The following is a 19828-nucleotide window of genomic DNA, read 5'->3' as shown; positions in this document are numbered from 1 at the left end:
AAGTGGCTTGGCGGTCTTCCGGCCAAGTGGCTTGGCGGTTCCCCGCGTCATTGGCCCTTTGGCGGGAGCCACTTCCTTCCTAGGCTGCCTGCATGACCACTGACAAGGCGGCTCTGCTGCGCGCTCTCCACGTGCCCGGCAACCCGCTGGTGCTGCCCAACGTCTGGGACGCGGCGTCCGCGCGAGCCGTACAGGAGGCCGGTTTCCCGGTGATCGCCACGGGAAGCGCGGCCGTCTCCCAGGTGCTGGGCTACGAGGACGGCGAGGCTACCCCCGTCGACGAGATGATGGCCGCCGTGGCCCGCATCACGCGCGTGGTGGACGTGCCCGTGACGGCGGACGTCGAGCGCGGCTACGGTCTGAAGCCGGCTGAGCTGGTCGAACGCCTGGCCGCGGCCGGCGCGGTCGGCTGCAACCTGGAGGACTCCGACCCCCGCACCGACGTGCTCGTCGACGTGGAGGTACAGGCCGAGTTCCTGGCCGGTGTGCGGGCCGCCGCCGGGGCGGGGCTGGTGATCAACGCCAGGGTCGACACCTATCTGCACGGCGATGGGTCACGGGAGGCGGCGGTGGCGCGGGCGCGGCGCTACCTGGAGGCCGGCGCCGACTGCGTCTACCCGATCGGCCTCGGGGACGCTGAGGAGATCCGGGCCCTGGTGAACGAGGTCGGCGGCCCGGTGAACGTGCTGTTCCGGCCGGGCGTCCCGGATCTGGCCGGGCTGGCCGAGCTGGGGGTGGCCAGGATCAGCTATGGGGGCGGTCTGCATCGGGCGGCGTACGACTACGCTCGCGGCCTGATCCAGGCGATCGACGAGGGCCGCAGCCCGTACGAGTGACCGCGTACCTGCTCAGTAGGACTGAAACTCCACCAGATTGCCTTCCGGGTCACGGACGTGAGCGGCTCGCAGACCCCAGCCGGGCCGGTCCGCGGGCTCCGTGACGGACCGGCCGCCGTGGGCCAGGCAGACGGCGTACGCCCGGTCGACGTCGGGCACCCGGCTGACGAGCATGACGCGATCCTGTTCGGCGGCGGCGTCCACCGGCAGGGCGCCGGTGTCCGCGACCTCGGCCATGGCGCCACGGTCGAGCATCGACAGCACCCCCTGCGACCCCACGTCCCAGTGCGCGTAGGGACCGTCCGGGCCGCCCTTCACGAGATTCGCCCCGAGCACCTCTGGCAGGACCGCGTCATAGAAGGCGAAGCACTCCGCGAACGCCGAAACCAGCAGCCGAGGATGCAGCACGTCCATCCGAAACCTCCGGAAATAGTGGGTCGAGACCTATTATTGGGTCAGACCCTACAATATCCAGATATGGAAGAGCTGCCGCCGAGCCTGCTCGGACTCACCACGTACCTGATGTCCAAGGCCGGGAAGGCGGCCAGAGGCCGGCTGGCCGTGCGGCTGGCGGCAGACGGGCTGCGCATGTGGCACATGGCCGTGCTGGCGGCGTTGGCGGACTTCGGGCCGCACGCTCAGCGCGACCTGTCGGCCAGGCTCGGCATCGACCCCAGTGACGTGGTCAAGGTCCTGGACGAGCTCTCGGCGCCCGGCTTCGTCCACCGCGCCCGCGACCCCGCCGACCGCCGCAGGGTCACCGTCACCATCACCGCGGGAGGACAGCGCGAACTCACCCGCCTGACGCGGGAGGCGCGAGCCATCCAGGACGAGATCCTCGCCCCCCTCGACGCCGCCGAACGCGCCCAGCTACACGACCTGCTCACCCGGATTCTGGTCCAGCAGCCGTTGTCCGGTCCGGGTGCGGGCGGGTAGGAAAGATCTCATGACTGCTCTCGGTGCCGTGTTCCGGCCTCAGCTACCCCCCGAACGGATGCGCAGTGTGGCCCGCGCCGCGGAGGAGGCGGGGCTGGACGAGCTGTGGCTCTGGGAGGACTGCTTCTCTCAGAGCGGCATCGCCAGCGCAGCCGCGGCCCTGGCCTGGACCGAACGGCTGCGCGTCGGCGTCGGCCTGCTCCCGGTGCCCCTGCGGAACGTCGCGCTGACCGCCATGGAGGCGGCCACGCTCTACCGGCTGTTCCCGGGGCGGGTCGTCCTGGGCGTCGGTCACGGCGTACAGGAGTGGATGGCGCAGGCCGGCGCGCGGGTGGACTCGCCCGTGACCCTGCTGCGCGAGCACCTCGCGGCCCTGCGGGCGCTGCTGCGCGGTGAGCGGGTCACCGTGGAGGGCCGTTACGTGCGGCTCGACGACGTCGCCCTCGACTGGCCGCCGGAGACCGTGCCCCCGGTGCTCGCCGGGGCGGTCGGGCCGCGCTCGCTGCGGCTGTCCGGCGAGGCCGCCGACGGGACCATCCTGGTCGCCGGAACTCCGCCCGAGGAGGTACGGCGGGCCCGCGGGCTCATCGACGAGGGGCGGGCGGCGGCCGGGCGTACCGACCGCCATGAGGTGATCGTGCACCTGCACGCGGCGATCGGACCGGACGGACCCGGACGCCTCAAGGCCGAGCTCGAGCGCTGGGGCGACGCCGGTAAACCGGACTCCGGGGCCGCCGGGGACGCGGGCACGGTGGCCAAGGCCGTTCAGCGGCTGGCGGATGCCGGGGGTGACACCGTGGTGCTCCAGGCGACGGTCGATGAGCCCGATATCGAGGGTTTTGTGCGGTTTGTGGCCGAGGAGGTTCGCCCGCTGGTCTCGTGATCTACGGGTGCCGTCGTCGGGGGACGGGGATCTTCATCAGGTCGCGGGCCAGGATGACTTCGCCGTCGTAGCTTCGCCGTACGTCGCTGAGGAAGGCGGGTTCGTCGGCGAAGCCGTAGCGTTCGGAGAAGTGGGTCAGCACGAGGCGGCGCACGCCGGCGTCGGCGGCGACGAGACCGGCCTCGAACGCGGTGAGATGGCCGTACTCCTTGGCCAGGGCGCTCTCGGCGGACAGGAACGTCGATTCGATCACCAGCAGGTCGGTGCCGGAGGCGAGTTCGAAGACGGCGTCGCACAGGCGGGTGTCCATGACGAAGGCGGCGCTCTGGCCTGGCTTGGGGACGCTGCACTGGTCGAGGGTGATGCCGCGTACGGAGCCGGTGCGCTGGAGCTCGCTGATTTCCGGCCCGCGAATGCCGAAAGATGCCAGCTTGTCGGGCAGCATGCGCCGGCTGGACGCCTCCTGGAGGCGGTAGCCGTAGGACTCGACGGGGTGGGACAGGCGGCGGGCGGTCAGCGGGCCGATGGTGACCTGCTCGCCGCTGACCGGCTGCTCCTCGATGACCGTGGTGTCGGCGAAGACGGCGGCATGCCGGAGCCGCTGCCAGTAGCCGGCGCCGGAGGCGGGGTAGACCGCTCGTACGGGGTGCCGGACCTTGTCACGCGCGATGCGCTGCACCACACCGGGCACGCCCAGGCAGTGATCGCCGTGGAAGTGGGTCAGGCACAGCCAGTGGATGTCGTTGGCGCTGACCCCCGCATGCACCATCTGCCGCTGCGTGCCCTCACCCGGGTCGAACAGGAACCCCTGGCCGTCCCAGCGCAGCAGGTAACCGTTGTGGTTGCGGTGCCGAGTCGGGACGGCGCTGGCAGTGCCCAGCACCACGAGTTCGCGAGATGACACGAGCGCGATGCTAGACGTTTGGAGCGGACTTCGCTGTTCGGTGCTCGCGAACCGAGCTGTGCGGCATCACGGACGCTCCGGATGTAGAGACCGCTCCCAGCACTGGAATCGTTCGCGAAGTCGAGCGATGTCGCCGGCCGTCAGACCATGGTGGGCGAGTGCCTGGTCCGGTATGCGGCCAAGAGCGGAAAGCGCGACCGCGAACATGATGATGTCGAAGCCTGGGTCGGCGTCTGTGGCGAGGCGGGTCAGATCGTCCGTGGTGTAGCGGCCGCTGCGCAATACGGCGTCTACATCGACGAAGTCACGAACTTCGGCTCTGCCATAGAGCGCAGCCACCTTGTTTCCGACCGCATCATCCTGGTGAAGCACTGGGCCGATCTCCAGCCGGACCGGTGGATGGGCGCGCCAGTCGACCCCCATCTCGACTTTTACTGAGCGACCGCCGCTATCGGTAGAATCGCTCGGTAGCCGCCAAGCCGATCCTGGTGGCCAGTTCGTGCAGGGGATCCATGGCCACTACGCGGCCCGCACCAGACTTCGGAAGCGGGCTTCCCATGCCTGCCTGGCCTGGACAGGTAGGAAGAGCCGTGGCCAGATGCGAACCAGGACCGAGCCGTTCAAGTAGGTGCGCAGGTCGTCGAGGTGATCCGCCTCGCGGATGACGCGCTCGTACATCAATCCCAGCTGGCCGTCGTCCTCCAGGTCGTAGACACCTTGCTCCGACCAATCGAGGTGGGTCGGCAACTCCACGAGCCCGGTGCTGGGCCCTGCCAGTTCGTGCAGATCAGCGGGCACCAGGTACACGCGGTGGCTGGCGTACCGTGACTGAGGATTCACTCTTCCAGTCTGCCTGTTCTTCGAGGCATGCGCATCGCACGCCCTGCGACTCGCGTGGATGACGAGTTCACGGGATGACACGAGCGCGACGGTAAACCGTCAGCGCCGGGTGAGGCGTCTGCGGGTCCAGCGGACCGCGCGATGGACGACGGGACCGACCAGGTGATCTCCTTGGTGGTCGTCTGCCAGAACCAGCCGGGGATCCGGTCGAGTGCGGTGGCGCTCGGTGCTGACATGGTGGGACGGTAACAACACGGATTCCGGCCCTGAAGAGCCTTTGCCACATGGCCATCCCGGAGTCGCCTAGTGTTTATGCCGGGAGCAATTCCCCCAGGGGAGGACATGATGGGTACGGTCGCGTTCGCCGAGGTGCCGACGCCGGTAGGGCCGTTCGTGCTGGCGGTGACCGAGGTCGGCCTGGCCGCCACGGGATGGGGCTCCCGGACGCATCCGGGGGAGCGGCTCTCGGACCTGACCGAGGTGGACGACCCCGAGCGCACGGCCTTCGCCGTCGCCGAGCTGAACGCCTACTTCGCCGGCGATCTGCGTACGTTCGAGACCCCGATCGACTGGCGCCTGACCTCCGGGTCGCGGCGGCAGGTGCTGAAGACCCTGCACGGCATCCCGTACGGCACCGCCGTCACCTACGGCGAGCTGGCCGAGCGGAGCGGTTCGCGGGTGCCGGCCCGCGGCATCGGCTCGATCATGGGCTCGAACCCGATCCCGATCGTGGTGCCCTGCCACCGCGTCGTCGCGGGCAACGGGCTGGGCGGCTTCAGCGGCGGCGAGGGTGTCGAGACCAAGCGCTGGCTGCTGACCCACGAGGGATACCTCCAGCCGACGCTGCTCGATCTCTAAACGGTCTGTCCATACCCGGACAGTTGACACACTTGTCGGTGTGCGCCAGCAGCCAGTCATCGCCGTCGTGGGTCCCACGGCCGCCGGAAAGTCCGATCTCGCCGTGGATCTCGCGATCCGGCTCGGGGGCGAGTGCATCAATGCCGACTCGATGCAGCTCTATCGAGGGATGGACATAGGCACGGCGAAGCTTTCCCCGGCCGAACAGCGGGGGGTGCCGCACCACCTGCTCGACATCTGGGACGTCACCGAGACCGCCAGTGTGGCCGAATACCAGAAGCTGGCCAGGCCGCTCATCGAGTCGCTGGCGGCACCCGTGCTGGTCGGCGGCAGCGGGCTCTACGTGCGCGCGGCCATCGACGACCTGGACTTCCCCGGCACCGACCCGGAGATCAGGGCCCGGCTGGAGGCAGAGCTGGCCGAACGCGGCCCGGCACCGCTGTACGAGCGGCTGCGGGAGGCAGATCCGGCCGCCGCCTCGGCGATCCTGCCGAGCAACGGCCGCCGCATCGTGCGCGCGCTGGAGGTGATCGAGCATTCGGGCCGCCCGTTCTCGGCCACCATGCCGTCGTTCGAGGCGCTCTACCCGAGTGTGCAGATCGGGCTGGAGGTGCCCAGGCCGGAGCTCGACGAGCGGATCGAGGTCCGGGTCGGGCGCATGTGGGCGGCGGGCCTGGTCGACGAGGTGCGGGCCCTGCTCGGGCAGGGCCTGGCCGAGGGACGTACGGCGAGCCGCGCGCTGGGATACGCCCAGGTGGCCCGCTACCTCGACGGCGAGTGGACCGAGGAGCAGGCGTTCGCCGAGACCGTCCGGGCGACCAGGCGTTTCGCCCGCCGCCAGGAGTCGTGGTTCCGCCGCGATCCGCGGGTCCACTGGCTGCCCTACGACGCCCCGGACCTGCTGGACCGGTCCCTGGCGCGGATCGTCGGCCAAGGCTCCGCATAAAATAGTCAAATGCGCTTTCTCAAGGGTCACGGCACCGAGAACGATTTCGTCATCCTCCCTGACCCCGAGGGCGAGCTCGACTTGTCCGCCGTGCTGGTCGCCGCCATCTGCGAAAGGCGCTCCGGGATCGGCGCCGACGGCGTCCTGCGCGTGGTCCGTACCAAGCTGTGCCCCGAGGTGGCCGACCAGGCCGGCGCGGCCGAGTGGTTCATGGACTACCGCAACGCCGACGGCAGCATGGCCGAGATGTGCGGCAACGGCGCGCGCGTCTTCGCCCGCTACCTCGTCGAGACGGGGCTGGTCGGGGAGAGCGAGTTCAGCGTGGCGACCAGGGGCGGCGTCAGAAAGATCCGCATCGAGGACAACGGCGACGTCACCGTCGACATGGGCAAGCCCGTCGTCCGCGGCCACAGCGTCACCACCGTCAGCGGTCACGAGTACGAAGGCGTCCACGTCGACATGGGCAACCCGCACCTGGCCTGCCCCATCGGCGACCCCGTCGTCCAGCTCGACCTGACCCACCAGCCCGGCTTCGACCCGGGGGTCTTCCCCAGCGGCGTCAACATCGAGCTGTTCAACGCGGTCGGCCCCAGCCGCGCGGTCATGCGCGTCTACGAGCGCGGCTCGGGCGAGACCCGCTCCTGCGGCACCGGCACGGTCGCCACCGCCGTCGCGGCCGCGGGCCTGCGCGGGGAGAGCACCGGCACGTGGACGATCGAGGTGCCCGGCGGCACCGTCGTCGTCACGCTCACCGAGGAGACCAGCTACCTGACCGGCCCCGCCGTCATCGTGGCGGGCGGGAACCTGATGCTTGCAGAATGATGTTCTTCTGAGGGATGCTGAGTCCACTTGGCGAACCGAGGAAGGGTGGACATGGCGGACCCGAGAACCACGGCGGTGCGCGTCAAGGGCCCCATCGGCCAATACGGCGGCCGCTTCATGCTCTCCAGGGAGGCCAAGGCCCGCTGCGAGGAGTACGGCCTTGGCCCGCGTGAGTTCTACTTCCGCGGGCGCTGCGGGGTCCTCGGCGAGTGCGCGGCCGACGTCGTCACCTCCGTCGCGGTCTTCTTCCCCGCCGCCCACGTCGAGGAGAGCTGGCACGGCGGGCGCAAGATGAGCGTCGAGCGGGCCGTCGAGGTCTACACCGACGTCTGCCACGAGTGGGGGCGGCGCACGCTCGGCGGCTTCGATGGCTGCGCCAGGCTCGCGGAGCTGCTCGAACGGGTCGTCGCCCAGGCGCCGACCGCCGGGGCGCCGCTGTTCGCCGGGTGGCGGGCCGTACCCCTGCCCGACGACGCGCCCGCGCGGGCCACGCAGCTCATGCACGTCGTACGGGAGCTGCGAGGGGGGCTGCACGCCAACGCGGTGATCGCGGCGGGCCTCGACCCGCTGGAGGCGATGCTGGCGGCCGACCACGACGGGACTCCTTTCGGACACACTTCTGGTGAAGTGATGGCGAAATTCTTCACCTGGCCGGAGCCGTATCAGAAGCCGGGTCCCGCCGTCGTCGCGAAAAGGGTCGCGGTTGAAGAGACGACCGATGATCTGCTGGCATCTGTATTTTCGGTACTGAACAATGACGAATCGGACGAGCTCATCGAGCTTCTGCGTTTTGGGCACGGTGATTGACCTGGCAGACTGACTGCTCATGGACGTGGACATCTGGGCCTGGGTCGGTGAAACCCAGCAGCAGCTTTCTGAGGCGGGCAACGTGGGGCTCGCCATGGCGCTGGGAGACCTGCCCGCACAGGCCTACGAGGGGCGATACCCCCAGCTAGACGTGATGGCTCCGGCCATCGCCCAGCAGGCGGAGGCCCTGGAGCTCCCGTGGCTCGAGTTCTACGCCCGCTACTGGCACCTGCTCGGCCGCGTGGGCGACCGTGCGCAGGGTGCCGTCGCGATCGGTGACGCCGAGCACCTGCTGTCGTTCGCTCAGCGCGAAGAGGTGCGTGACTGCCCGGCCACCCCGGCCGCGGTCGAGGCGCTCGCCCTGGCGTGGGCCAACGCCGACGGTCCGGGCTACGCCACCGAGCGCCTGGAGACGCTCGACGCGGTCATCCAGGACCTGGAGCCGGCCAACCCCGCCTACACCGGGCTGGTGACGCAATACGTCGCCGCGCTCATCGACGCGGGCCGGGCCGGCGACGCCGTCTTCTATGCCGAGAGCGCCGTCGAGCGGCTGCGTGCCGCCGACCGGGAGGCCAGCTGGGAGCTCGGCGCCGAGAGCGCCCGCGCCCTGCTCGCCGCCGGGCGCGGTGAGGACGCGCTGGCCGCGCTCCAGGCCGCGGCCGACTTCCAGGCCGACGACCCGGTGTCCAAGGAGCGCAACGACGGCGTACGCCGCGCGCTGATCCTGGCCACGCTGGGCCGCATCGCCGAGGCCGTCGACGCGCTGCCCGACCTCGATGTGGTCGGCGAGCACCCGCGCTCGTGGGTGGAGTGGACGCACGCCGTCGCCAAGCTGGCCGGCTCCTCGCAGATCACCAACACCTGGCAGCTCGGCCGCGTGCTGCGCCAGTGGATCGACTATTACGGCATGATGGGCGGCTACCGCGCTCGCGTCGAGCTCTCGCTGGTCGCGGGTGAGCTGGCCATCGCCAGGCAGAGCGTCTGGCAGGCGAGGCTGCTGGCCGACCTGGCCCAGTCGGCCGCCGCCGAGCTGCGCGACAGCACGGGCGTGGCCGAGCGGATCGCCGCCCTGCGCGCCGCCGCCGACGCGACGACCGAGCCGCCCGCGCCCTGCCCGGTCGAGGAGCGGGTCGCCTACTTCGACGCCGCCGACGGGCACAACGCCGACCCCGAGCGGTGGACCGGCTGGCTGGCCCCGAGGTCCGGCGAGGATCTGGAGACCACCCGTCGCCACACCTCCACCCTCGGCTTCCTCGGCTACCCGGCGACGGGCGCCGACATCTACTGGAAGCTGCTGGTCGACTCCGGCGACATCGTCACCGCCGACCCCGACGACGTCTCCACGCTGACCACGCTGCTCATCGAGGCCCGCCAGGACGAGCGGCTGGAGCAGATGGCGGCGCTGCTGCCGCACGACACCCAATACCTCGCGATGGCCCGTCTCCACAGCGCCCGCGAGCGCTGGCCGGAGGCGCTGGAGGCGGCCGAGCACGCCGTCGCCGCCGGGGGCGGCGTCGAGGCGCGCCGCCTGGTCGCCACCGCGGCCCAGCAGCTCGACGACAACGCCAAGGGCGCCAAGGCACTGCTCGAAGTGATCGACGAGATCACCGAGGAGGACACCTGGCGCATGATCGTCATGGCCACCTCGAGCGAGGACTGGGACATCGTCCGCAAGGGCACGGCCAAGATCGGCATGCCGGTCAAGTCGGCCGAGGGGCCGATCGAGGAGGAGATGGGCCTGATCCGGGTCATCCTCCCCGCGCCTGACGGCGGCCAGCGCCAGATCCTGTCCATCCGCACCGGCCCGGCCACCGCCCGGCTCGCCCTGCCGCAGCCGCGCGGCATGGACTACAACGCCGGCGACCTGGTCGTGTTCGACCCGCAGTTGCTGGAGCCGGTCCCCGACGACCCCGAAGAGCAGCAGAACTTCGTGCCGCCCTTCGCCGCGGTGCGCGTCCTCCGCCCTGGTGGCTACACCAGCTACTTCTTCGACGGCGCCGCGCCGAATGAGGAGGACTGGGCGGAGTTCACCGAGGTCATGGCCGAGCGCGGCTGGCCGATGTGGGTCTACAGCGACGAGAACTACATGGTCACCCACCCGACCGGCGGCGAGCCGCTGCCCGGCGTGTTCGGCTGGGTCGCGGTGCCGCCGGACGTGTCGCCGGCCGAGGTCGACGCCCTGCTCGACGACGCCACCGAGCGTTGGTCGCACCCGCTGGCCTGGCTCGACCTGGCCAAGGAGGTCGACGTGGAGGTCGAGCGCCACGAGCGGATCGTCAAGGAATACGGCCTCTAGGATGCTTCAACGCTTCAGCCTCGACGGGAAGGTCGCCATCGTCACCGGCGCGTCGTCGGGGCTGGGCGTGGCCTTCGCCCGCGGGCTGGCCGAGGCCGGGGCCGACATCGTGATCGGGGCCCGGCGGCAGGATCGGCTGGAGCAGACGCGGCGGCTGGTCGAGGAGACCGGCCGCCGGTGCCTGGCCGTGCCGACCGACGTGACCAAGGTCGAGGACTGCCAGGCGCTGGTATCCGCGGCCGTGGAGACCATGGGCGATGTCGACGTGCTGATCAACAACGCCGGGGTCGGCACCGCCGTGCCGGCGCTGCGGGAGACGCCGGAGGAGTTCCGGCAGGTGGTCGACATCAACCTGCACGGCACGTACTGGATGGCGCAGGCGTGCGCGCGGGTGATGCGGCCCGGCTCGTCGATCGTCAACATCGGCAGCATCCTGGCGGAGACGACGGCCGGGCTGCCGCAGGCCGCCTACAGCGCGTCGAAGGCGGCGGTGATCGGGCTGACCCGGGACCTGGCGCAGCAGTGGACGGGGCGGCGGGGGATCCGGGTCAACTGCCTGGAGCCGGGGTTCTTCGCCTCGGAGATGACGGAGCAGTTCAAGGCCGACTACATGGAGCGGATGGTCGCGCAGCGGGTGGTCATGGGCCGGGTGGGGGAGGCGGCGGAGCTGGTGGCCGCGGCGGTCTTCCTGGCGAGTGACGCGTCGTCGTACATCACGGGCGTCGTCCTGCCCGTCGACGGCGGGATCCTCATCACCTGACGAGCTCGTCTTGCTGGGCCGCGTAGCGCCTGATCAGAAGGTGCCTGGTAGTTTGAGCGCGGGTTTATGGCGTGACTTTTCCCTGGAGGGGCGATGCAGGACATCGACAGGCTGGCGGCTGTGATCCGTGACGAGCGGCCGTGGGGTGGGTTCGAGCGGTTCACCCTCAATGAGGTGTCCACCGTGAAGATCATCGAGGTCTCGCCGGGGCAGCGGCTGAGCCTGCAGCGTCATGAGCACCGCTCCGAGCTGTGGGTGGCGCTCGACCCGGGGTGCGTGTTCGAGGTGGACGGAAAGCGCATCGAGCCCGCTGTGGGGGATCGGGTGCTGATCCAGCAGGGGCAGACGCACCGGCTCAGCTCGTCCGGGCCCGCGACGCGGATCCTGGAGATCGCCTTCGGTCACTTCGACGAGGACGACATCGAGCGCATTGAGGACTCGTACGGGCGCTCCTAGCCGCCCGGCTCTCCCATTGTGAGGGGTCCCGCCTTTTCAAGGCGGGATCCTTTTTACGTTCAAAGGCGGGATCCTTTTTTACGGCCGGCCCGGTGAACCCCATCCCCGAACGGGGCCGGGCTCTGTCCAGGGACACGCTCCTCCGGTGGAGCGCGCTGGGCGCCGTGACGTGCGCGCTCTGGGCCCCGTCCGTGGTCCGTCGAAAGCCGGTGGCGATTCGGTATCGCCCTCCCAGGGCGACATGTGACCTTCCAGGGGCCTTGTCCGGGGGTGCGGTGGGCTCTATGTTCGTTGCGTAGTCCGGTGCTTGTTGCGTATTAGGGAACAACCGGAGGGCGCATGGTGAGCCGGCCTCGTTTGGTGATCATTGGAGCCGGCATCGTGGGCTGTGCCCTGGCCGACGAGCTCACCGGGCGGGGGTGGACCGATGTCACCGTCGTCGATCAGGGGCCCTTGTTCGCCGCCGGCGGGTCGAGCTCGCATGCTCCTGGACTCGTGTTCCAGACGAACCCGTCCAAGACCATGACCGAGTTCGCCTCCTATACCGTGCGCAAGTACAGCGGACTCGCCCTCGCCGGGCGGCCCTGCTTCGACCAGGTCGGCGGCCTGGAAGTGGCCACCACCGAGGAGCGGTGGACGGACCTGCACCGCAAGCAGGGATGGGCCGAATCCTGGGGTGTCGAGGGGCGGCTGGTCGACGCCGACCGGTGCGTGGAGCTCTGGCCGATGCTCGACAGGAGCAAGGTGCTGGGCGGCTTCCACGTCCCCACCGATGGGCTGGCCGCGGCCGTGAGCTGCGGTGAGGCGCAGGCACGCCGGGCGATCGAGCGGGGTGCCAGGTTCCTGCCGCACCACACGGTCGTGGGCGTCGAGCAGGGGGGCGGCCGGGTGACCGGCGTCGCCGTCGAGGCCCGCCGGCCGGAGGCGAGCGAGGTCGAGTATCGCGTGCTGGCCGCCGAGGTGGTCGTGTGCGCCGCCGGGTTCTGGGGGCCGGCGATCGGGCGGCTGGCGGGGCTGAGCGTGCCGCTGCTGCCGCTGGCCCACCAGTACGCCAAGGCGCGGACGCCGGGCGTACCGGACGGGCCCATCCTGCGGCACCAGGACCGCGACCTGTACTTCCGCGGCCACGGCGACCGCATCGGAATCGGTTCCTACGCGCACCGGCCGATGTCGGTCCGGCAGGACGAGATCGGGCCCAAGGGCACGGTGATGCCCTCGGTGCAGGCGTTCACCGAGGAGGACTTCGATCCCGCGTGGCGGGACGCGGTCGAGCTGCTGCCGGCGCTCAAGGAGTCCACGTACGAGGACGGCATCAACGGGATCTTCTCCTTCACTCCTGACGGGTTCCCGCTGATCGGCGAGGCGCCGCACCTCGACGGGTTCTGGCTGGCCGAGGCCGTCTGGGTCACTCACTCGGCGGGCGTGGCCAGGGCGGTGGCCGAGCTGCTCGTCGACGGGCGGTCCACCTTCGACCTGCATGAATGCGAACTGAGCCGGTTCGAGCCGGTGCAGCTGGCGCCCGCGTACGTCGAGGAGCGCGGTAAGCGGAACTTCGTCGAGGTCTACGACGTCATCCATCCGCTCCAGCCGATGGAGTCGCCGCGGCCGATGCGGACCAGCCCGTTCTATGTCAGGCAGCGCGAGCTGGGCGGCTACTTCCTGGAGGCGGCCGGCTGGGAGCGTCCGCACTGGTTCGAGGCGAACCTGCCGCTGCTGGAGGAGGACCTGGTGCCGCAGCACGACAGCCAGGCCGCCGAGGCGCTGCTCGGTGTGGCCCGGCGCGACCAGTGGGCCGGTCGCTACTGGTCGCCGGTCGCCGCCGCGGAGTCGCACGCGACCCGGGAGGGCGTCGCGCTCTACGACATGACCTCGCTCAAGCGGATCGAGGTCGGCGGGCCCGGCTCGGCGGCGTTCCTGCAGTACCTGACCACCAACAACATCGACAAGAAGCCCGGCTCGGTCACCTACTCGCTGCTCCTGGACGCGAGTGGCGGCGTGCGCTCCGACCTCACGGTGGCGCGGCTGACGGAGGACCGGTTCCAGATCGGCGCCAACGGCAACCTCGACCTCGACTGGCTGACCCGCCACGCCCCCGGCGGCGTGTACGTCCGGGACATCACGCCCGGCACCTGCTGCGTCGGCGTGTGGGGGCCGCGGGCCAGGGAGCTCCTCCAGCCCCTCACGGACATGGACCTGTCCCATGAGGGCTTCCGCTACTTCAGCCTCAAGACCGGATATGTCGGGCACGTTCCGGTGACCGCGATGCGTGTCTCCTACGTCGGCGAGCTCGGTTGGGAGCTCTACACCAGCGCCGACCTGGGCCTCAAGCTCTGGGACACGCTCTGGGCGACGGGCCTGCCGATCGCCGGGGGCAGGGCCGCGTTCAACAGCCTCCGGCTGGAGAAGGGCTATCGGCTCTGGGGCGTCGACATGACCCCGGAGCACAACCCGTACGAGGCGGGGCTGGCCTTCGCCGTCAAGGACGGTAAGGACTTCCTCGGCCGGGACGCGCTGACCACCGAGATCACCCGCAAGCTGGTCCCGCTGCTCAGCGCGGGGGTCGTGATGGGCAAGGAGCCGGTACGGCACGCGGGCCGCACGGTCGGTTACGTGACGAGCGCCGCCTACGGGCATACGATCCAGCGGCCGATCGCCTACGCCTGGCTGCCGATCGAGCTGACCACCCCCGGAACGCATGTCGATATTTCGTACTTCGGGCGGCGTGTCCCGGCCGAGGTCGCCACCGAGCCCCTGTTCGACCCCAAGATGGAGAAGATCAGAAGGTGACCCACCCGGACTTTCTCTGGCGCAACCCCGACCCCAGGCCCGCCTATGACGTGGTCATCGTCGGCGGCGGCGGGCACGGCCTGGCCACCGCCTACTACCTGGCCAAGAACCATGGGATCACGAACGTCGCCGTGCTCGAGAAGGGCTGGCTGGCCGGCGGCAACATGGCGCGCAACACCACGATCATCCGCTCTAACTACCTGTGGGACGAGAGCGCCGCCATCTACGAGCACTCGCTCAAGCTGTGGGAGGGCCTCAGCGAGGAGCTGGACTATGACCTGCAATTCAGCCAGCGCGGCGTGCTCAACCTGGCGCACAACCCGGGCGACGTGCGCGAGAGCAGGCGGCGGGTCAACGCCAACCGGCTCAACGGCGTCGACGCCGAGTGGCTGGAGGCCGACGAGGTCAAGAAGTTCTGCCCGGTCATCAACGTCTCCGAGCGCGCCCGCTACCCCGTCATGGGCGCCACGCTGCAGCGGCGGGGCGGCATCGCCAAGCACGACCACGTCGCCTGGGCCCTGGCCCGAAAGGCCGACGCCTATGGCATCGACCTGATCCAGGGCTGCGAGGTCACCGGCTTCGAGATCACCGGGAACCGGGCGGTGGCCGTACAGACGTCCCGGGGGCCGATCGCGGCCGGGAAGATCGCGCTCGCGTCCGCCGGGCACACCTCGGTGCTCGCGGCCGAGGCCGGGATCCGGCTGCCGCTCCAGTCGCATCCCCTGCAGGCGCTGGTGTCGGAGCTGCTGGAACCGGTGCTCGACTGCGTGGTGATGTCGAACGCCGTGCACGTCTACGTGAGCCAGGCGCACAAGGGCGAGCTGGTCATGGGCGCGGGCATCGACTCCTACAACTCCTACGGCCAGCGGGGCGCCTTCCACGTCATCGAGGCGCAGATGGCGGCAGCCCTGGAGCTGTTCCCGATCTTCAGCCGGGTGCGGGTGCTGCGCACCTGGGCCGGCATCGTGGACGTCTCGCCCGACGCCTCGCCGATCATCGGGCGTACCCCGGTGGACGGGCTGTTCGTCAACGCGGGCTGGGGCACCGGCGGCTTCAAGGCCACGCCGGGCTCCGGGTGGGTGTACGCGCACACGATCGCGCACGGCGAGCCGCATCCGCTCGCCGAGCCGTTCGCGCTGGAGCGGTTCACCACCGGGGCGCTCATCGACGAGCACGGCGCGGCGGCGGTGGCGCACTGATGCTGCTCATCGACTGCCCCCACTGCGGCCCCCGCGACGAGAACGAGTTCCGCTACGGCGGGCAGGCCGGTATCGCCTACCCCGAGACGCCCGCCACCGCCACGGACGCGGAGTGGGCCGAGTACGTGTTCCTGCGGGACAACCCCAAGGGATGGTTCCACGAGCGCTGGTTCCACGTGCACGGCTGCCGGACCTGGTTCACGCTGCGCCGGCACACCGTCACTCACGAAACCCGGAACCCATGAGATCGGGAAAGGCGCCATGACCCGTCTGGACAGGGGCGGTCTGGTGGACCGCTCCGTCGTGCTGTCGTTCAGCTTCGACGGTCGCCGCATGGAGGGGCATCCCGGCGACACGCTCGCCTCCGCGCTGCTGGCCAACGGCGTGCGCGTGGTCGGCCACAGCGTCGAGCTGGGCCGCCCGCGCGGCATCTTCTCCGCCGGCCCCGAGGAGCCGAACGCCCTGGTCCGCGTGGGCGCCGACCCGATGCTGGCGGCCACCACCGTCGAGCTGTACGAGGGGCTGACGGCGTGGAGCCTGCGCGGCAAGGGCCGGGTGGACCTGGACGCGACCGACGATCGCCGCCGCGACAAGGGTTACCTGCACTGCGACGTGCTGGTGGTCGGCGGCGGCCCGGCCGGGCTGGCCGCCGCGCTCAGCGCCGGGGTGGCGGGCGCCCGGGTGATCCTCGTCGACGACCAGCCCCGGCTCGGCGGCGACCTGCTCAACAGCCGGGTCCGTCTGGACGGCGCCCGCGCGCTCGACTGGGTGGCCCTGGTACGGGCCCGGCTGGCGTCCATGCCCGAGGTCCGGGTGCTCACCAGGACCACGGCGATCGGCTACTACGACCACAACTACGTGGTGGCCGTCGAGCGCCGCCCCCGGGGAGAGCGGCTGTGGCACCTGCGCGCGGCCCAGGTCGTCCTGGCGACCGGCGCGCAGGAGCGGTCGGTCGCCTTCCCCGGCAACGACCGGCCCGGCGTGATGCTCGCCTCGGCCGCCCGCACCTACGTCAACCGGTACGGCGTACGGCCCGGCCGCCGGGCGGTCGTCTTCGCCTGCGCGGACTCGGGCTACGAGGCGGCGCGCGACCTGCGGGCGGCCGGCGTCGAGATCGCCGCCATCATCGACCCGCGCCCGCGAGCCGGTGCCGAAACGCTTGGTCAGCAGGTCGTCACCGGGACCGTCACGGGGACCGTGGCGGCTGCCGACGGTGTGCTCACCGAGGTCCTGGCCGGTGACCGGCGCTTCGAGGCCGACCTGCTGGCCGTCGCCGGGGGCTGGAACCCGGTCGTCCACCTGTTCAGCCAGTCGCAGGGCCGGACCGTGTTCGACGAGGAGGCGCAGGCGTTCGTGCCGGGCCTCTCCGCCCAGGCCGAACGGTCCGCCGGTGCCTGCCGGGGCCGGTACGGCACTGCGCAGGCCATCCAGGACGGCTACGCGGCGGGCTGCCAGGCGGCCCGGCCGACGGGCAAGAGGGAGGGAGGCGGGTTCCGCGTACCGGAGACCGACGAGCTTCCCCTGCGACCCCCGGCGGCTGTCTGGGTGGTGGAGCCGCACGCGCCCGACGCCTTCGCCGATCTGCATCGGGACGTCACCGTGGCCGATCTCGCCAGGGCCGCGGGGACCGGCATGCGGTCCGTGGAGCACGTCAAGCGCTACACCACCGCCGGAACCGGCGCCGACCAGGGTAAGACGTCGGGTGCCGTGGTGGCGGGGGTGATGTCCGCGCTGCTCGGCGCCGCCCCCGGGCAGGTGGGTACGACCACGTTCCGGCCGCCGTACACACCCGTGTCCTTCGCCACGCTCGCCGGACGTGACCGGGGCGCGCTCTCCGACCCGGTCAGGACGACCGCGCCGCACGCCTCGCACCTCGCGCGGGGCGCGGTGTTCGAGGACGTCGGGCAGTGGAAGCGGCCCCGCTACTTCCCGCTCGACGGCGAGACGATGGAGCAGGCGGTGCTGCGCGAGTGCCGGGCGGCCCGCACGGGTGTCGCCGCCATGGACGCCTCGACGCTCGGGAAGATCGACGTCAGGGGCGCGGACGCGGGGGAGTTCCTCGACCGGATCTACACGAACATGTACTCCACGCTGCGCGTTGGCTCGTGCCGCTATGGGGTGATGTGCACCGCCGACGGGATGGTGTTCGACGACGGCACGACGACGCGGCTCGCCGACGGCCACTACCTGATGACCACGACCACCGGCAACGCGGCGGCCGTGCTCGACTGGCTGGAGGAGTGGCGGCAGACCGAGTGGCCGGGGCTGGAGGTGTCGTTCACGTCCGTGACGGACCACTGGGCGACGGTCGCGGTGGTGGGGCCGAAGGCGCGGGAGATCATCGGGCTGATCGCGCCGGGGGCCGAGGAGCTGGCGTTCATGACGTACGCGGCCACGAGCGTGCTGGGCGTCGACGGGCGGGTGTTCAGGATCAGCTTCTCCGGCGAGCTGGCCTACGAGGTCAACGTGCCCTGGTGGTACGGCAGGTCGCTCTGGGAGAGCGTGCTGGAGCTGGGCGCGGTGCCGTACGGGACCGAGACCATGCACGTGCTGCGGGCCGAGAAGGGGTTCGCCATCGTCGGCCAGGAGACCGACGGCACGGTCACCCCGCAGGACCTCGGCATGTCGTGGCTGGTGTCGAAGCGCAAGCCGGACTTCGTGGGCAAGCGCTCACACGCGCGGCCCGACACCGCGCGCGACGGGCGCAAACGGTTGGTGGGACTGCTCGCCGACGATCCGGCCGCGTTCGTGCAGGAGGGCGCCCAGCTCGTGGGACCGACCGGGCCGATGCTGGGGCATGTGACGTCCAGCTACCTGAGCGCGACGCTCGGGCGGAGCTTCAGCCTGGCCATGGTCCGTGGCGTGGCCGTCGGTGATCGGCTCTCGGCGGTGTCGGGGGAGGCGGCCGTGCCCGTGACGGTGGTCGAGCCGGTCTTCTACGACCCCGGCAACACCCGGCGCGACGGTGATCCGGATGTGAGGGCGGTCGCCGGGCTTGTGGAGGGCTGCCGGGAGAGCCCGGCCGCCGCGTTCACCGAACGCTTCGAGGCCGCCGGTTCCGAGCGGGTACGCCTGCGCGAGGTGCCCTTTGTGCGGATGTGGGAGGTTCACCGTACCGATCCCGGAGTGGGGCTGCGGCTGGGACCCGACTGGTGGCTCGTGACAGGGGACGCCGAAGAGCGGCCTGGGTGGGTGGATGTGTCGGGGCAGCGGACGGTGCTGGAGCTCACGGGGCCGGGCGCACTGGACGTCCTGATCACCGGCTGCCCGATCGACCTGCACCCGGCGGTGTTCCCGGGGCACGCCCAGACGCTGCTGGGCAAGGCGGCCGTCCTGCTCGAACGGTTCTCCGACCCGGAAGGGGAGGGCGGCTACCGGATCTACGTGCGGTCGTCCTTCACCACTTACCTCGCCGAATGGTTGCTTGACGCACTTGAGGGATAAATAGGCGCTTAGTGGTAATTGCTCTACCTAGACTTTACGAAAACATAAGTCTTGGGAGTAGAGCGTGCGTCTTCAGGTGGTTTTGGCCGGTTTGGCCACAGTGGGATTGCTCGCGGGATGTGGGCAGCTGGACGCGCAGACACCTCGGGCCGACACGGGTAAAGCCCCGTCGGCCGACGTGGGGGACGCCCGCAAGAAGCTGGCCAAGCTCGCCGTCAAAGGCCGCGCGCCGCGTACCGGCTTCGAGCGCGAGAAGTTCGGCCCGGCCTGGTCGGACGTCGACCACAACGGCTGCGACACGCGTAACGACATCTTGAAGCGCGACCTGAAGGACGAGACGTTCAAGTCGGGCACGCACGACTGCATCGTCCTCACCGGCGTGCTGGACGACCCCTACAGCGGCAAGACCATCACGTTCAAGCGCGGTCAGGACACCAGCACCGCCGTGCAGATCGACCACCTGATCCCGCTCTCCGACGCCTGGCAGAAGGGCGCGCAGCAGTGGACGGCGGACAAGCGCAAGCAGTTCGCCAACGACCCGATGAACCTGATGGCCGTGGACGGGCCGCTCAACGGGCAGAAGAGCGACTCCGACGCCGCGACCTGGCTGCCGCCGCGCAAGGCGTACCGCTGCACCTACATCGCCAAGCAGATCGACGTGAAGGCGAAGTACGACCTGTGGCTGACCACCGGTGAGAAGGACGCGATGACCGGCATCCTGGCCTCCTGCTGACGACGGCCCGAGCCGGTCAGGTCTCCGAACGCGCTGAACTGCTGCGTGCCCCCTGGCGAGATGGATGCGGTTACCGGGGACACTTCTCCCACCCGGGGATCGTGTCAACGCCCTCCGCGCACCTGCAGCGCCGCGAGCAACTCCTCCGACGCCTTGGTGATCGTCTCGACCGCCCGGTCGAACGCCTCGGCGTTGTGCGCGGCGGGCGCGCGGAACCCGGAGATCTTGCGCACGTACTGGAGCGCGGCCGCCCGTACGTCGTCTTCCGTCACGTCCTCGGTGTACGGCGGGCGCAGGGTCTTGATGCTTCTACACATGGGG

Annotated in this window: 20 protein-coding genes; 15 read left to right on the top strand and 5 right to left on the bottom strand. The window is 70.6% G+C overall.

Features of this window, described 5'->3' with window-relative positions:
- Positions 1-92: 92 nt before the first annotated feature.
- On the top strand, positions 93-836 hold the full coding sequence (locus tag AB0H88_RS47315; RefSeq protein ID WP_357656103.1) for an isocitrate lyase/phosphoenolpyruvate mutase family protein: 744 nt from the start codon (positions 93-95) through the stop codon (positions 834-836).
- A gap of 12 nt (positions 837-848) precedes the next feature.
- Here the strand turns inward: AB0H88_RS47315 and AB0H88_RS47310 are convergent, their stop codons facing one another.
- Complete coding sequence (locus AB0H88_RS47310) at positions 849-1250, bottom strand: VOC family protein (protein ID WP_357656101.1); 402 nt, start codon at positions 1248-1250, stop codon at positions 849-851.
- Positions 1251-1313: 63 nt separating this feature from the next.
- Here AB0H88_RS47310 and AB0H88_RS47305 point away from each other — a divergent pair, with 63 nt between their 5' ends.
- Positions 1314-1772 (top strand): MarR family winged helix-turn-helix transcriptional regulator, encoded by a 459-nt coding sequence (locus AB0H88_RS47305; RefSeq protein ID WP_357656099.1) that lies wholly within the window; start codon positions 1314-1316, stop codon positions 1770-1772.
- Between the two features lie 10 nt (positions 1773-1782).
- Positions 1783-2655, top strand: coding sequence for an LLM class flavin-dependent oxidoreductase (locus AB0H88_RS47300; RefSeq protein ID WP_357656097.1), 873 nt, complete (start codon positions 1783-1785; stop codon positions 2653-2655).
- Position 2656: 1 nt separating this feature from the next.
- Here the strand turns inward: AB0H88_RS47300 and AB0H88_RS47295 are convergent, their stop codons facing one another.
- The 3 genes from AB0H88_RS47295 to AB0H88_RS47285 all read right to left on the bottom strand — a co-directional run bounded on the left by AB0H88_RS47295 (position 2657) and on the right by AB0H88_RS47285 (position 4399).
- Positions 2657-3559, bottom strand: coding sequence for a ribonuclease Z (locus AB0H88_RS47295; protein ID WP_357656095.1), 903 nt, complete (start codon positions 3557-3559; stop codon positions 2657-2659).
- A 66-nt stretch (positions 3560-3625) separates the two neighbouring features.
- Positions 3626-4069 (bottom strand): nucleotidyl transferase AbiEii/AbiGii toxin family protein, encoded by a 444-nt coding sequence (locus AB0H88_RS47290; RefSeq protein ID WP_357656196.1) that lies wholly within the window; start codon positions 4067-4069, stop codon positions 3626-3628.
- 9 nt (positions 4070-4078) lie between these two features.
- Positions 4079-4399: a hypothetical protein gene (locus AB0H88_RS47285; protein ID WP_357656093.1), complete on the bottom strand. Its 321-nt coding sequence runs from the start codon at positions 4397-4399 to the stop codon at positions 4079-4081.
- Between the two features lie 342 nt (positions 4400-4741).
- On the opposite strand from AB0H88_RS47285, the gene AB0H88_RS47280 reads away from it, so the two are divergent.
- The 12 genes from AB0H88_RS47280 to AB0H88_RS47225 all read left to right on the top strand — a co-directional run bounded on the left by AB0H88_RS47280 (position 4742) and on the right by AB0H88_RS47225 (position 19507).
- On the top strand, positions 4742-5257 hold the full coding sequence (locus AB0H88_RS47280; RefSeq protein ID WP_214638479.1) for a methylated-DNA--[protein]-cysteine S-methyltransferase: 516 nt from the start codon (positions 4742-4744) through the stop codon (positions 5255-5257).
- 40 nt (positions 5258-5297) lie between these two features.
- Positions 5298-6203, top strand: a complete 906-nt coding sequence (gene miaA, locus AB0H88_RS47275) for a tRNA (adenosine(37)-N6)-dimethylallyltransferase MiaA (RefSeq protein ID WP_357656091.1) — start codon at positions 5298-5300, stop codon at positions 6201-6203.
- A 9-nt stretch (positions 6204-6212) separates the two neighbouring features.
- Positions 6213-7025 (top strand): diaminopimelate epimerase, encoded by an 813-nt coding sequence (gene dapF / locus AB0H88_RS47270; protein ID WP_357656089.1) that lies wholly within the window; start codon positions 6213-6215, stop codon positions 7023-7025.
- A 51-nt stretch (positions 7026-7076) separates the two neighbouring features.
- Positions 7077-7832: a hypothetical protein gene (locus AB0H88_RS47265; protein WP_357656088.1), complete on the top strand. Its 756-nt coding sequence runs from the start codon at positions 7077-7079 to the stop codon at positions 7830-7832.
- A 19-nt stretch (positions 7833-7851) separates the two neighbouring features.
- Positions 7852-10128, top strand: coding sequence for a tetratricopeptide repeat protein (locus tag AB0H88_RS47260; RefSeq protein WP_357656087.1), 2277 nt, complete (start codon positions 7852-7854; stop codon positions 10126-10128).
- A 1-nt stretch (position 10129) separates the two neighbouring features.
- Entirely contained in the window at positions 10130-10888 is a 759-nt protein-coding gene (locus tag AB0H88_RS47255) for a glucose 1-dehydrogenase (protein ID WP_357656085.1), read from the top strand.
- 93 nt (positions 10889-10981) lie between these two features.
- On the top strand, positions 10982-11344 hold the full coding sequence (locus tag AB0H88_RS47250) for a phosphomannose isomerase type II C-terminal cupin domain (RefSeq protein WP_357656083.1): 363 nt from the start codon (positions 10982-10984) through the stop codon (positions 11342-11344).
- Positions 11345-11683: 339 nt separating this feature from the next.
- Positions 11684-14131: an FAD-dependent oxidoreductase gene (locus AB0H88_RS47245; RefSeq protein WP_357656081.1), complete on the top strand. Its 2448-nt coding sequence runs from the start codon at positions 11684-11686 to the stop codon at positions 14129-14131.
- Positions 14128-15330 (top strand): sarcosine oxidase subunit beta family protein, encoded by a 1203-nt coding sequence (locus AB0H88_RS47240; protein WP_357656080.1) that lies wholly within the window; start codon positions 14128-14130, stop codon positions 15328-15330. The genes AB0H88_RS47245 and AB0H88_RS47240 overlap by 4 nt, the downstream gene beginning before the upstream one ends.
- Positions 15330-15575: a sarcosine oxidase subunit delta gene (locus tag AB0H88_RS47235; protein WP_357656078.1), complete on the top strand. Its 246-nt coding sequence runs from the start codon at positions 15330-15332 to the stop codon at positions 15573-15575. The genes AB0H88_RS47240 and AB0H88_RS47235 overlap by 1 nt, the downstream gene beginning before the upstream one ends.
- 16 nt (positions 15576-15591) lie before the next feature.
- Complete coding sequence (locus tag AB0H88_RS47230; protein WP_357656076.1) at positions 15592-18774, top strand: 2Fe-2S iron-sulfur cluster-binding protein; 3183 nt, start codon at positions 15592-15594, stop codon at positions 18772-18774.
- A 64-nt stretch (positions 18775-18838) separates the two neighbouring features.
- A complete protein-coding gene (locus AB0H88_RS47225; protein WP_357656074.1) occupies positions 18839-19507 on the top strand; it encodes an HNH endonuclease family protein in 669 nt (222 codons plus the stop codon).
- A 104-nt stretch (positions 19508-19611) separates the two neighbouring features.
- Here AB0H88_RS47225 and AB0H88_RS47220 read toward each other — a convergent pair whose 3' ends face one another.
- Positions 19612-19824, bottom strand: coding sequence for a DUF2277 domain-containing protein (locus tag AB0H88_RS47220; RefSeq protein ID WP_225290696.1), 213 nt, complete (start codon positions 19822-19824; stop codon positions 19612-19614).
- Positions 19825-19828 lie beyond the last annotated feature (4 nt).

Origin of the sequence: Nonomuraea sp. NPDC050680 (assembly GCF_040654555.1) — a bacterium.
Lineage (GTDB): Bacteria > Actinomycetota > Actinomycetes > Streptosporangiales > Streptosporangiaceae > Nonomuraea.
Note: the sequence above shows the minus strand (reverse complement) of the source record. Positions and strands in the feature narration are given on the sequence as shown.